Genomic DNA, 13,212 nt, shown 5'->3' with positions numbered 1-13,212 from the left:
ATCTTCAAATAAAACATAGAAATCAGCGCGTTACAAGCAGTTAATGAAAATTCGTGTATTTAAGCCACCCGGCAGGGTCCATATATGTCAACACGCTCTAGTCAATCGGCACCTGGTTTTTAGCATCGGCAATTCGCCTTGTTAATTGATCTGTCAGTTCCGCCAGCTCCATCGCAGTGACCATATCCCGCTCGGCAGGTGGATAACGGGTTGCGTGTTGAAAATCCTTGATCAGTTCATTAGCCACCGTTCCCGCATATCTGTCTTTTGAACCACTGACGCGTTCAATCGTGGTCAGATAATCCCGGGTTTCGTTTATGGGTAACAGGGGTTGCGAGAAGGTCTGAACGTCCTTAACCAGCAAGGGAAGACTGCCTGCTGAACGACGCAGGTTAGAAAATATGGTTAATTCACCATCCTCTTCCTCTGCAATCAGCTCCTCAACCGGTTCCGGCTCGTTATGACTGTGGTAAGCCAGTAGCGCCGCGACACCACGCTCGATGGGCTCTATGACCAGAGAGTCACGCAGCGACTTGGTGATCAGACTGATTTCTTCGTCATCTATCGACTGGTTAATACTCAAATCCCCGCTTTCGAGAATGCGCTGAAAACCCGCCAGTTGCTTTTGCAGCTTAATCAGGTAATCATCCGGTGGTGCTTCAACCTTCAGAAACTGGTTTAATTTCAGTCGCTTGACTGGGGTAGGATTAGCATAAAACATGCGTGCGCGCACGATTTTGGATTTGAAGAATATATGCGCCTCACCTTCTGTCTGTTCCTTCAAATCGAGCAGGTCAATACGTGCACGTTTTTCAAACGATGAGCTTTTGCTGTCAAGGTATGAGTTGGCAATGCTGCCGTCCTTTACCTGAAAGGAATCGACTTTGGTTACGTAGGCCTCGCCAGCTGTTTTGGTGAAAAAATCCCAGGTTTCAGTGGGATCTTCAAGTTTCATACAGATCTTGATATTGGTGTTCGCACCAATGGAGGCCGCTTCTTCTTTGGATGCCTTTTGGAAGGCTGGTAAGTCCTGTCCTGCGAAAATAGCAGAAAATCCGAGAGAACGTGCCTGGGCAGGTACCACGGCAAAGCCCTGCACCGCGTAATAGCCATACTCGTCGAGGATACACATATATGGTGTGGGCGCATTGGTTGGTTTTCTTCCAATTACGTCGCGGTAGTCGCCTTCCACGTCCTCACCGAGACCGGCTGCCATCATGGCTTTGAGTGATGACACAATGATTTTGCCCAGATTGGCCAGCTCATCGGGGGATTTTTCCAGAGCCGGTAACAGAACCACCAGAATGCGTCGATTCAGTACCACGTCCTTAAAGTCCACTTCCGCAAGGTTGGTACGAATGATGTGACCGTAGGTATCCGCCAGCGATGAAAACGTACGGGTCAGCTGCATGGTAATAAAACCGTGCTGCTCAAGAACCTGCGATACCTGTTTACCCTTCTTCTCCTTATTGTAGCCAGGCAGGTTAAATACATAGTTGCGCAGAGGATCCGTTACCAGTTTAGGCACCGATTCAATGTTAATGCTTTCCTGCTCATCGCGGGGGAACACCTTGTCGATCACGATGGCTTCGAGGCGCTGCAAATCAAAATAGTTTCGGATGGTATTGGCATCGAGCAGTATCGCACCGTCATCGCGCATATACACGAGCAGCTTCATCAGGGCCTCGACGAAGCTGATTGCCCGGCCTTTCCACATGTCACCGTCAGAGGACTGACTGGAGCTTCCCATCAGACTGGTTACAAGGTTGGCCAGCATGCTGGATGAGCCCTGGCAGAATGGATTCAGGGTATTGGACAGACGTTTTTCCTGTGGACCAATAATATCACGCGCACCGGTCATGAAATTTACCAGCAGCAGATCATCTTCCCGCCCCATGCTGCGTACCATGGAAAATACCTTGGCATACAGGGAGTTATCGCCTTTTCCGTCAACGTAAATAAATCCACTGGCCTGCACCAGAGCATTGTAGGCAAGTGAAACCAGAGCTTCTGTCTTACCGCTACCGGTTGAACCAAAAATCAGGGCGTGAGTACGCATGTCTTCATTGGCAAACCACAATTCTTCACCCGTCTTGCGATCATTACCAAAAAAGGTGATACCGCGCGCCGTGTTGGGAGTCATGATTCCGGGTTTGAGATCGTTGTAGTCTTTGGCCTTGGCTATCTGGGGCAGACGAAAGGGCAACACTTTCTTGCGAGTGTAACTGAATAAAAAAAATCCCAGGCCAAACAGAAGCATGAGCGTGGCCAGCTGGGAAATATAAAACGAGGCACCGGCTAAAGAAATCAGTAAAATGGCAATGTTGGTCGAGTCGGCAAAAAAGTCTGACAATCTCTGGCCAATGGAGCGGGTATCCCGCAACAGCATTGAGGGATCAAGCTCATTTCTCGTATCAATACCACGCATCATGGCTGTAACTCCTGAAACACTTTTGGGCTCAGCTTCACTTCTTTAATGGCAATTTCCAATGCTTTGATTGCTTCATCAATCATCGGAACCAGCGAACGCCGACCCAGGGCCTTTTCGGCACGCCAATGCGCAAAAGGACCCGCGACTTCTGCAAAAGGGGTTTGTCTGCCTACACTGTTAAGCATATACCATAAGCGGCGATCGATGGTCTTTAACCATAAAAATTCCGCACTGGGAACCACTCCGTCCTGACGAGCAGCCTCCAGCATGGTCGATAACACGGTTAGCTGGTACGCGTGTTTTCCAATAATTTCCTGCAGTTCCGGTGTGTTCTGGTATTTTTTCAATATTGGTCGGGCAACGGAAAAATCCGGTTTCCCAGCCGAGCAGGTTCTGTCCAGTGTTTCCAGGATAAGACTGGCCGAATTACGATCGCGGTTCATTCTGGCCATGAACACGGCGGCCAGTGCGTAGGCGTGTGGAGGGCAGCGATCAAAACCTTCCCAATAAGGTCCCAGCTGCAGGGTAAACACACGTTTGGCGTCACCACGACGGATACCAGCCGTAAACTCCATGCCAGGTAAGGGGTTATCCAGCAGGGCATCATCTTTCTTCAATAAATTATATTTTTGCGCAAACTCCAGGGGCGTGAGCGACATGGCCCAGGGGCCTTTGCTCACATCTGCTGCGACAATGTCTTCCTTGACAACAGGCATAATTGCCGGCCAGTTAAACTGCTCCTGCGCACGCAGGCTTTTCATGCTGTGGGCCTTGCGAAAACGCAGGGTAATGTTTGATTGATACAGATAAATGGCAAGAACCACTAAAATCACGGCGACCGGGTAACGTGTGTACATGCCTACGCTGCCGGTCAGGTCGACCAGCTGTTTCCAGGTGACTGAAGCAGGATTCAGGGTCTGCATCAGCATGATGCTGTTATCCAGCTCGGCATTACTGACAAAGGGCGTGACCAGTTTGGCCTGCCAGAGATTGACTGTAAACACAAAGGAAACGATGTACTGTCTGGCAAGAGCCCAGAACGTGAAACCAGCAAGAAACACCAGTATGGTGATCCAGACTGGTGCCATCGAATTGTCGTTATTACCGCCGCCGCCCTGTTGTTGTGCCATCTGTCACTTTTGGTTAAGCCTTTGACTGTAAGTATATATACTCAGAGGCAATGTAGCCAGGGCTTTTCAGGCAGGAGGGGAAATCGATATCAGTCGTTGTCAGAGTCAATCAACATAACTTTGTTGGGCCAAGGCCCAACCTGCGACACATTAGGATACCGGAGGTTCAGGGAACAGCCTTGACCAGACGATTTTTCACATAATTGTACTGGAGGCCGTTGTGAACGAAATGACTGATGTTTTCGATTTTTAAGGCTCGGTCCTTCAGCGTCATCAGGGGTTTACCGAATTTATCACGCGGGGTTTTATCGGATGTCAGGGTTAACACATCCTGATTATCAACATAGATGGCAAGATAGGCTTCGTTTATGCGGTTTTCCTTTGATCTAATCATGAACTGCACATCATGCTCTTCAGCATAAATAGGTCGGGATAAGACCTGACGGGACAAATTGGCGATGATCCGCTCCCAGGATATCAACATGGATCCTTCACTGGAATACAGAGCAACATAAACCAGCTGCTGGCCACCGCGCACCAGATCCTGGCGCGCCTGACGGGCTTCGGTACTGGCGGCCGCGGCCATATCACTGCTGACCATCTGAGTAGCAAACTCTTCACGCAGCTCTCGTAGTTTCTTACCAAAAAGACGCAAAAAATTCGACTCTTCCCAAGGTCCTTTGGTAATCGCCCTGTCAAGAGCATCCAGAATCTCTCTGGCCTGCTCATCGGTCAGTTCATCTTTCATAGAATCCTGGAATTGTTAATTAAACAAATCTCACATCCAATTATCGTGGTCGGATGCCTGGACCAGGTTCTTCAAATTCTATCTGGTTACGTGACTCTATCACGGTTGATATGGTGGCTATCACATCGGATACTTCTTTCATGGCAGAACTCAGCCCCGTAGAGGGTCTGTTTTTGTTCATGACTTCGAGACTGGTTCCCATCCCGGTAAGTTTTGTGGCGAGTTGCTGGGCCGTATCAACCGTTACGCGCTGATCCTGACCTTTGTTGTCACGGGCTGCTGCTCCAAACATGGTATTTTGATTTATTATAGACATTGTGCAACTCCAAAAATCCTCTTCCAATTAACACTAGAATAGCAGATAAAGTATTAAGGGAAGCTTAAGGTTTACTTATTTTTATTATTTTTTTGAGCATCAGTCATACATCAGCTCATCCAGCGGTGTGTAATCCTTACTCGGACCTCCGTGTATCAACTCACTTAAAACATCCGTCATACATAACAGGCGCAGTGAATTGGGTGTAACTTCATCAAATACAACCCGCAAGCCCAACAGGGCATTTTCCGCTTCATCAAAGGTGGCACCCAGACCATAGCCCAGACAAAGAGAACAAAGCTGATCGGCACGCCGCGCAATAGCGGGCAGTAATCCGGTATCAGAAAATACTTCCTCGTAACCGACAAAACGATCGTTTAAATAAAATCGGGCGTTCATCGCCGCAGCAATCAAAGACAAACTTTTACGAATATCTGTTTCCATCTATCGCCACCAGGGTTGTGAGGATTTAATACGCCCGGCAAAAAAATTTCTCAGCCAGCGCAGAAATATCGGGACAGTAAAGCCGTATCGCTCAATAATGCCGAAGAATATAGCCGATATAATGACCAATGAGCCAGTCCAGACCCTGATATGCATCAGAAATATAAAAATGGGGAACGCGGCGCGGGCATCCACAATAAAAAAACGGGCACTCCTGGCTGAATCCCGCCAATGTGACGCTTCAGAAAAACCAGCCATGACAGTCTCCGATACAAACCGTTACCATGACCTTAAGTATATACTCAGTGCGGGGGTTTATGCGAGTACCAGAGGAAACTAATCCCGGGCTTTAATCATTTCAGCGGAATTTTCGCTCTGAGTATCTATTCGGGTCGCAGGTCAGCGTGTGGCTGGTTAAGGCAGTCAAACAGGGCTTGAGCCATCTTGCCGGGAGTCGCGCCGGGCTTCAATTTCAACTCATCAGGCTGAGCAAGAGGTTCATCCACAGTCTCATCACGTTTGCCGGGCACGGATTGACCGCCGGATAAACGCTTCAGCATACTGGATGTATTCATTGGGATCACTCCTTAACAAACCTTATGAGCGAAATCATACCACAATAAAAATTAAGGTTTTATTAAGATATAAATTTTTTTTATGAGGCGAGCCTGGGTGAGTGCTGATGCAAACCCTTACAAAAACTTAACATTCTTCACAGACGGTCTGAGCTACCATAGTACTCATAATCAAAAAAACCGAGCGTCTGAAACTATGAAACTGTTCACGGCAGAAGCAGCGAAATTGCGGGCATGGAAGAAAAAGCTGCAACCAATTCAAAGTAACCGCCAGCAATTAAAATCCGAGCTGATAAGTCTGCTGTCTAATGAAGATTTCCCGGCTTTTTACCGCTGGAGCCAGTTTAATCGTCGTCGTGCCGAACTCCTGCACGGTAACCACCATCATCAGGGATTCTACTGGACTCCCAGTTTCAACTGGTTTTACTCTCTGCTGAACGCCTTGACCAGAGGCCATTTCGTACGAAAAAAAAAGGGCTCCAGGCTGCGCGAGGCGCTGGCTGATGATATCCACCTGGACACTCGTCTGTTGTCGCTTAATGACTATGAACTCGCTGGCTGTGACCCTGTACTGACGGATAAACAATTCGAAAAAGCTCTGTTTGAAAGCCCGGAGCTGGCCTTAGGCGACATCAAGACACGCCTGACCGCCAACGACAACCATGTTAATGCGCTGATTGAACGCGTCCATGCTCTGAAATATCGTCTGGATACCAGCACCTATGAGTATTTGCTGAGCCAGTTATTTCAAAAACATCCCGCTCAGGCCGCCCTGTATTTCTACAGGGCAGGCAAGCTCGGGCATTATGATACCCCGGCTGACAATGATTTTATTGAACTGAATCTGCTGGTTCATACCCTGATGCAACACTTTATCCGCAATACAGCGAATATTCATCTGCATAATCACAATATTATTTATCTGCTCAGCTTAATCAGCATTAGCAGCACCCCGGCCCTCCAGGAAGCCATCGCGAAAAAAAATAAACAATGCGAAGCCGATCCCTTTCTAAAGCTATTGATCAACTGGAACGATTCAGGAAGAGCTGGTTTTTCAGCCTACGATGATTTATACGATGCCTTACAGACCAGCACCTACTCACAACTGACCGACGCAGAACAATCGAACCGTCAGGCACACCAGTTGACTTTTCAGACGACGGGCAAGTCTCCATTTCAGATTCTCATTGATTGCTGGAATCTTTACACCCCACAGAAATCGCCTTTATTGGTTCATATTGCGCGCCAGTCACTGGAGCAATTGTTCAGCGATTATTTCAGCAGCCCCGAGGATGAGACATGGAATCACGGCCACTCAGGCTATGAGGCCATTTCCTTTATTACCAGGCGAATGGTCAACACGTCGCTGCGTAACGATGTGGAGCACTTCGGGAAGCATTTATACGATCAATGGGAGGCGGCCATGACGACGCTGGGATTTGTTCCAGCTATTCCCTCGTCTTTTCGATTTGCGGAATATCAGGCTCTGTCGTTGATTAAGGCCATCAATCAAAATAGATTTCTGGATGGCGCCCGCTCTCTGCGCACTCAAAACTCAGGCAGTTCTGGCCTGGATGCATCTGATTTGAACTGGATAATGATTCGCATCAGCCGCATAGACAAGAGCCTGCTGCCCGCGTTGAAACACATTCTTTATGACACCAGGGTTTACGATCAATCTGCGTTTAACGAGCTGCTATCCCACCCTTCAATGCCGGTCACGGGTACCCTCGAAGACAGTATTGAAATGGTTCGCGCTTATTTAACCCGTGCTAAAGAAGCAGCACTGTCCCTCAACAGCGGGCATGAAAATGCCAGTGTCGAACTGGCTTTGGTCGGTATTTCTCACTGCCTCCACAACGATCGGCTGAATTCGGAGAGCATTGAACTACTGGTCAACGAATGCCTGCCGAAACTGCAAAAGCACTACATAACCGATGATTTGTTCAGCGAATTATCCAGCCGTTTCAGTCAACGACAGGCCAGCCTGCTCCGTTGGGACAGCAGTAATATCCCTGACGTGCACCTGGAATGCGTTAATGCGGCACTGCTGCAGGCCCAGGATTACCTGTACGATGCTCTCGCAGAGAAATCATCCTTTTTTCAACGCAGTTTCTGCAAGGAGCGTGAATACTCAGGGCTGGCTGTGGCCTGCTTCAGTCATTACATGAGCAATCCATCCCCGACAACCCGCGACCTGGCGCGCACGGTACTTATGAGCATGAAGCCTTACCTGACACCCGAGTGTTTCAGAGAATGGAATCAGGCTTTGTCGCCCAGTGCCAGGATATCTATGGCATCGTCAGGCAGCCCGAGCCTGTTTTATCACAAACAGACGGATAAGGCTTCGACTGACCTTACACACCATGTGGCGTTATCCAGCCCAGACTAAAGGCCAGAAATAAGAAAAGAAACAGCGACAGGGACAGAGCAATCCGCCAGGTTAAGGCTTTCACCGTGCGGTTGCTTTGTCCTTTGTCGCGCACCAGAAAAACAAGCCCGCTGCCTAAAGCAAATAAAATCACCAACATGACAACAAATATGAAGATTTTAGCAAACATTTGATATACTCCCGACACAACTACACATGAAGACGTAAATTGGCCAGTCTACCCTTTTTTTCGCGACGTTTCACGCCCAAATGGTACATGACCTGTCTGGCTGCTCTTGCCATAAGTCTGCTGAGCAGCCTCGGTTACTGGCAACTGCAGCGGGCTGAAGAAAAATCGGACATGTTGAACAGGGCCACCCAATTATCCCAACAGGCGCCCTCACACTGGACAGAAAGTCAGACGCTGCCAGCGCAATATCAAAACCTGTCAGTCCGGGGAACGTATTTACCCCAGGTTCTTCTGCTCGATAATCAATATCACGATCATCAGATTGGCTACGATGTCCTGTCCCCTCTGCTGCTGAGCAATAATCGCATCATCCTTGTTGATCGCGGCTGGATAAAAGCCAGCGCCGACCGCCGGCAAATCCCGGACATCAGCAATCCGCTCAGGGAATTACAGTTAAGCGGACAAGCCTATTATCCATCTGAAAAAACGTGGGTGCTTGGCGAGGTTATCGAAAAAAAATCGGACAAAAACATCTTGATTGAAAAAATTGATACAAAAATAATCAGCCAGCTTTTGCATAAATCTGTCTATCCGTTTATCATTCGCCTGGGCGGCCAGGAAGCCTACGGTTTTATTCGTGACTGGGCAGTTGTTTCCATGCCTCCAGAGCGGCATAAAGCCTATGCTCTGCAATGGTTCGCCATGGCTTTGATTGTCCTGATCCTTTTTATTACGCTCAATCTGAAGAAAACTGATGAAAAATCCGCAACATCGTAAATATATTGTTTTATTACTGCTGGTTCTGGTATTCGCCAGTCCCGGACTGGCGGCGCTGTTATTTTATAAGCACCCGCAATGGCTAAGTTCCAGCTCGGTTAACAAAGGTCAGCTGCTCACGCCACCTGAGCAGATAAGCGGCCTCCTGGGTGCGCCCAAATGGCGCCTGATTCTTTGGAATCCTGGCCCCTGCGACAGTGACTGCCGCCAGCAGCTGGACAAACTGGCCCGCGTCCGCCTGGCGCTTGGACGACGTTTATACGAAGTAGAAGCGTGGCTGATAAACACCAGTCCTCTGCCCGAAGAACTGCAGAAAAATCTGGCAGATCAGGATATACGATATCTCAATCTTTCGGGACACAAACCCGGCGAAGGGAGCGCCTTAAACCAGCACGCGCGCATTTTTATCGCTAATCCGGACAGCTTTCTTATTCTGGCGTACCCATTAGACGACAAACCTGACAGTCTGTTTCAGGACCTTAAGCGCCTGTTAAGTTCTAATGACAAGAAGAGTGGTTAGACAAATGAAATCAAAACGAATCATTATCATGATATCCGTGGCGGCGGCCTTTGCCTGGTTCGTGGTCATGCTCGGCGCCTATACGCGACTGACCAACGCCGGTCTTGGCTGTCCCGACTGGCCTGGCTGCTATGGTCACCTGGTTCTGCCGTCTGCTGAACAGGCGCGCAGCGCAGCACAGAGTGCCTGGCCCTCCGTTCCCATTGAGGCACGCAAGGCATGGACTGAAATGGCACATCGTTACGCTGCCGGAACACTGGTTCTGCTCGTCACGCTGATAGCGCTGTCTGCCCTGAGACAAAAAAACAGCCGCTACAGGATTCTGCCCCTGTTTCTTGTATTACTGATTGGGTTCCAGGCAGCACTGGGCATGTGGACAGTCACCCTGAAACTGCTTCCAGTTGTGGTCATGAGTCATTTACTGGGCGGGATTCTGATTTTTTCCTGCCTGTGCCTCCTGCGTACTCAGGTCAGCTCCATCAAAGCGCAATATCTTCCTGGCTGGCCTCGCTGGATTGCCCTGGGTGCCTTGATTGTGTTTTGCCAGATTGCCCTGGGTGGCTGGGTCAGCGCCAATTACGCCGGAATCGCCTGCGTAGGCTTCCCCCAGTGCAACGGGCAATGGCTGCCCAGCTGGCAATTGCATGAGGGCTTTTATCTGCTCTCCCCCGTGGGGGCAAACTACCAGGGCGGGCTATTGGATAATGACGCCCGTGTCAGCATTCAGATGGTGCACCGCATCGGTGCGCTGGTCACCGCTCTGTATTGCCTTTCTCTTGCCATCAGCCTGCTGGTCAAAGTGAAGAAATCCGTCATTCGCGTACTGGCCTGTCTGTTGATTGTGCTGGTTCTATTGCAGATTTCACTGGGCATTCTGAACGTTATATTCCTCCTGCCCATCAGCATTGCCGTTGCTCACAATGGCGTCGCCGCCCTGCTTATGGCCACCATGCTGGTTCTGTTTTACCTAAGCACCGGCTCCTCCTCACAAAAGGACGACCAATGAACGATACCTGTAACACCCTGACCAGCGCACCCGTTGCCTGGCGTGATTATCTGGAGCTGTGCAAACCGCGTGTGGTTGCACTGATGCTGTTAACCGTAGTGGTAGGCATGTATCTGGCCACGCCAGGCTGGGTACCGATTAATCTGCTGCTGCTGTCCCTGTTAGGCATAGGCTGTACAGCCAGCAGTGCCGCAGCTATCAACCATCTGGTTGATAAACGCATTGACGCCATCATGATGCGGACACGTAAACGGCCAATCGCCAGAGGGCGGGTATCTGCAAGACAGGCGGTCTGTTTTGCCAGCGCCATGGGCATCATTGGCTTATCGGTTCTGGCGCTGTTTGTTAATATGCTGACCGCTGTATTATCGTTTGTGACCCTGATTGGCTATGCCGGAATCTATACGGGTTATTTAAAACGGGCCACTCCACAGAACATCGTCATCGGTGGGCTGGCCGGAGCCGCGCCCCCTCTTCTGGGCTGGACAGCCATCAGCAATCAGCTTGATCCTCAGGCTCTCCTGCTGGTCTTGATTATTTTTACCTGGACACCCCCGCACTTCTGGGCGCTGGCCATCTATCGTTATGAAGAATATCAGCACGCCGAAATACCCATGCTGCCGGTTACTCATGGCATTGATTTTACCAAACTGAATATTCTGCTATACACCATTCTTCTGCTCGTTGTCAGTGTGCTGCCTTTCGTTGTGGGCATGAGTGGCTGGCTCTATCTATCAGGAGCCCTGTTGCTGGGAGCGCGTTTTCTCTACTGGGCCATTGTTCTTTATCGCACAAAGGAAGCCGTCGTCGCCATGCGCACCTTCCGCTTTTCTATTGTGTATCTCATGCTGTTGTTTGTATTTTTATTAATTGATCACTGGGGATAACATGTCAGCCAAAAAAAATCGTATTGCTCTAACCGTTGTCGTCTTACTCGCCTTTGCAGCGCTGGTGACGGGCATATTCGTTTCGCAACACATGCACAGCGGCAAAAAAATTGACCGCTCACAGTTCCACGGAACCCTGCTGGATGAGCCACGTGAAATCGCAGCATTTGAATTAACCGGAACCGACAACAGGCCATTTAACAACCAGAATCTGAAAAATCACTGGACTATGATCTTTTTTGGCTTTACCAACTGCGGTTATCTGTGCCCCACCACCATGGCAGAACTGGCCAAAACATACCGAATTCTCGAAGCCAATGGCGTTAAGCCCCTGCCAGAGGTTGTCATGATATCCATTGATCCCGAGCGCGACACTCTGGAAAAGATCAAACAGTACTCAACATCATTTGACCCTCATTTTACCGGAGCGCGCGGTGATGAGTCCGTTGTTAAAAAAATGACGCATGAAATGGGCGTAGCCTATATGAAAGTCACCACCCCATCAGCTGATCAGGCAAACTATGATATTCAACACAGTGGTGCGGTTATGTTATTCAACCCAGAGGGCCAGTTGACCGCGTTTTTCACCACGCCTCACCAGGCTGATCTGCTGGCAAAAGATTATCAGTTGCTGGTTAACTGATTCGTTTATTGTAACTATCTGCTTCCTGTCTACCTCCTGCGGTCTCGCCGCGGGAGTGGTCGCTGTTTTCTTTAAACTGTTGCCTTGAGTAGACCTGGCGAAGCCTGTTGCTGATACTTAACTTTATTATTTAATTTACATTTGGAAACTGCTAGCTATGAAAATCGCGATATTGGCCACAAATCCCCAATTATATTCTCATCAGAGGCTGAAAGAAGCCGGAGAGGAAGCCGGACATGAGGTCAGCATCATTAATCCCCTTCACTGTTACCTGAACGTAGCGGCTTCCAGCCCTATCGTTCACTATCGTGGCGGCGAACCCCTGCCTAAATATGATGCCGTTATTCCGCGCATCGGCGCGTCCATTACATACTACGGGACGGCAGTTCTGCGGCACATGGAAACCATGGGCATGTATACGGTCAATGAATCGATAGCAATCTCCCGTTCACGCGACAAATTCAGAGCCTTGCAGTTACTGGCCCGCAAAGGGATTCCGATGCCTCTCACCAGCTTCGCGCAGTCACCCGACGATACTGAAGATTTGATCCGCATGGTCGGTGGCGCACCGCTGGTAATCAAGCTGCTGGAGGGAACGCAGGGTAAGGGCGTTATTCTGGCTGACAGCCACCAGTCGGCTGTCAGCATTATCAATGCGTTTAAGGAAATGTCGGCCAATATTCTTGTTCAGGAGTTTATTGAAGAATCACGCGGCATGGATATTCGTTGTTTTGTGATTGGTGATAAGGTCGTTGGAGCCATGAAGCGTATTGCCAAAGAGGGCGAGTTTCGTGCCAATGTGCATCAGGGCGGCAAAGCGATGAAGGTGACGCTGTCCCCACAGGAGCGCGCCATTGCCATTAGCGCCGCGAAAACCATGGGACTGAAAGTTGCCGGTGTCGATCTGATCCGCTCTAATCACGGCCCACTGGTTCTGGAAATCAATTCCTCACCGGGCCTTGAAGGCATAGAAAAAGCCACTCACAGCAATATCGCGGGTAAAATTATTCATTATATTGAGAAAAATGCGAAACCAAAGACCCTGAATCATCGCTTTCAGGGATAGCATATAATATCAGGCATCGCTTTGAAGGCCTGGTGTATCTGATGGAGTGACCCTCATCCCCAACCCTTCTCCCTTAACCAGGGAGAAGGGAGCCTGTTTTGTGCCAGA

The 13,212-nt window shown here is 49.4% G+C and carries 15 protein-coding genes; 7 read left to right on the top strand and 8 right to left on the bottom strand.

Translation table 11 applies throughout. From position 1 onward, the window contains the following. Positions 1 to 97 precede the first annotated feature (97 nt). From ACQUTA_RS11275 to ACQUTA_RS11245, 7 genes are all read right to left on the bottom strand, one after another. Positions 98 to 2,431 (bottom strand): TraM recognition domain-containing protein, encoded by a 2,334-nt coding sequence (locus tag ACQUTA_RS11275; RefSeq protein WP_444988354.1) that lies wholly within the window; start codon positions 2,429 to 2,431, stop codon positions 98 to 100. Continuing rightward, positions 2,428 to 3,561: a type IVB secretion system coupling complex protein DotM/IcmP gene (icmP, locus tag ACQUTA_RS11270; protein WP_444988353.1), complete on the bottom strand. Its 1,134-nt coding sequence runs from the start codon at positions 3,559 to 3,561 to the stop codon at positions 2,428 to 2,430. Before icmP ends, ACQUTA_RS11275 begins: the two co-directional genes overlap by 4 nt. Positions 3,562 to 3,727: 166 nt before the next feature. After that, the gene (gene icmQ / locus ACQUTA_RS11265; RefSeq protein ID WP_444988352.1) at positions 3,728 to 4,309 is read right to left on the bottom strand and encodes a Dot/Icm secretion system protein IcmQ; all 582 of its coding nucleotides are present in this window, start codon (positions 4,307 to 4,309) and stop codon (positions 3,728 to 3,730) included. A gap of 40 nt (positions 4,310 to 4,349) precedes the next feature. Then, positions 4,350 to 4,625 carry a hypothetical protein gene (locus ACQUTA_RS11260; protein WP_444988351.1) on the bottom strand — a complete coding sequence of 92 codons (276 nt, stop codon included), beginning with the start codon at positions 4,623 to 4,625 and terminating at the stop codon, positions 4,350 to 4,352. A 99-nt stretch (positions 4,626 to 4,724) separates the two neighbouring features. Next, positions 4,725 to 5,069, bottom strand: coding sequence for a type IV secretion IcmS family protein (locus tag ACQUTA_RS11255; RefSeq protein WP_444988350.1), 345 nt, complete (start codon positions 5,067 to 5,069; stop codon positions 4,725 to 4,727). Continuing rightward, positions 5,070 to 5,327, bottom strand: coding sequence for an IcmT/TraK family protein (gene icmT, locus ACQUTA_RS11250; RefSeq protein WP_444988349.1), 258 nt, complete (start codon positions 5,325 to 5,327; stop codon positions 5,070 to 5,072). 125 nt (positions 5,328 to 5,452) lie between these two features. Next, a complete protein-coding gene (locus ACQUTA_RS11245; RefSeq protein WP_444988348.1) occupies positions 5,453 to 5,644 on the bottom strand; it encodes a hypothetical protein in 192 nt (63 codons plus the stop codon). 196 nt (positions 5,645 to 5,840) lie between these two features. On the opposite strand from ACQUTA_RS11245, the gene ACQUTA_RS11240 reads away from it, so the two are divergent. Beyond that, on the top strand, positions 5,841 to 8,036 hold the full coding sequence (locus ACQUTA_RS11240; protein WP_444988347.1) for a hypothetical protein: 2,196 nt from the start codon (positions 5,841 to 5,843) through the stop codon (positions 8,034 to 8,036). On the opposite strand, the gene ACQUTA_RS11235 is transcribed toward ACQUTA_RS11240, so the two are convergent. Then, positions 8,002 to 8,205: a twin transmembrane helix small protein gene (locus ACQUTA_RS11235; protein ID WP_444988346.1), complete on the bottom strand. Its 204-nt coding sequence runs from the start codon at positions 8,203 to 8,205 to the stop codon at positions 8,002 to 8,004. The two genes, ACQUTA_RS11240 and ACQUTA_RS11235, sit on opposite strands and share 35 nt — an antisense overlap. Before the next feature lie 39 nt (positions 8,206 to 8,244). On the opposite strand from ACQUTA_RS11235, the gene ACQUTA_RS11230 reads away from it, so the two are divergent. From ACQUTA_RS11230 to rimK, 6 genes are all read left to right on the top strand, one after another. Then, positions 8,245 to 8,982, top strand: a complete 738-nt coding sequence (locus tag ACQUTA_RS11230) for an SURF1 family protein (protein WP_444988345.1) — start codon at positions 8,245 to 8,247, stop codon at positions 8,980 to 8,982. Further along, positions 8,960 to 9,502, top strand: coding sequence for a redox-active disulfide-containing membrane protein (locus ACQUTA_RS11225; RefSeq protein WP_444988344.1), 543 nt, complete (start codon positions 8,960 to 8,962; stop codon positions 9,500 to 9,502). Before ACQUTA_RS11230 ends, ACQUTA_RS11225 begins: the two co-directional genes overlap by 23 nt. A gap of 4 nt (positions 9,503 to 9,506) precedes the next feature. Next, complete coding sequence (locus ACQUTA_RS11220; protein WP_444988343.1) at positions 9,507 to 10,508, top strand: COX15/CtaA family protein; 1,002 nt, start codon at positions 9,507 to 9,509, stop codon at positions 10,506 to 10,508. Then, the gene (cyoE, locus tag ACQUTA_RS11215; RefSeq protein WP_444988342.1) at positions 10,505 to 11,395 is read left to right on the top strand and encodes a heme o synthase; all 891 of its coding nucleotides are present in this window, start codon (positions 10,505 to 10,507) and stop codon (positions 11,393 to 11,395) included. The genes ACQUTA_RS11220 and cyoE overlap by 4 nt, the downstream gene beginning before the upstream one ends. Position 11,396: 1 nt before the next feature. Next, a complete protein-coding gene (locus ACQUTA_RS11210) occupies positions 11,397 to 12,038 on the top strand; it encodes an SCO family protein (RefSeq protein ID WP_444988341.1) in 642 nt (213 codons plus the stop codon). Positions 12,039 to 12,195: 157 nt separating this feature from the next. Further along, entirely contained in the window at positions 12,196 to 13,104 is a 909-nt protein-coding gene (rimK, locus tag ACQUTA_RS11205) for a 30S ribosomal protein S6--L-glutamate ligase (protein ID WP_444988340.1), read from the top strand. The last annotated feature ends 108 nt before the right edge of the window (positions 13,105 to 13,212 follow it).

It is taken from the genome of Legionella navarrensis (assembly GCF_052527415.1).
Note: the sequence above shows the minus strand (reverse complement) of the source record. Positions and strands in the feature narration are given on the sequence as shown.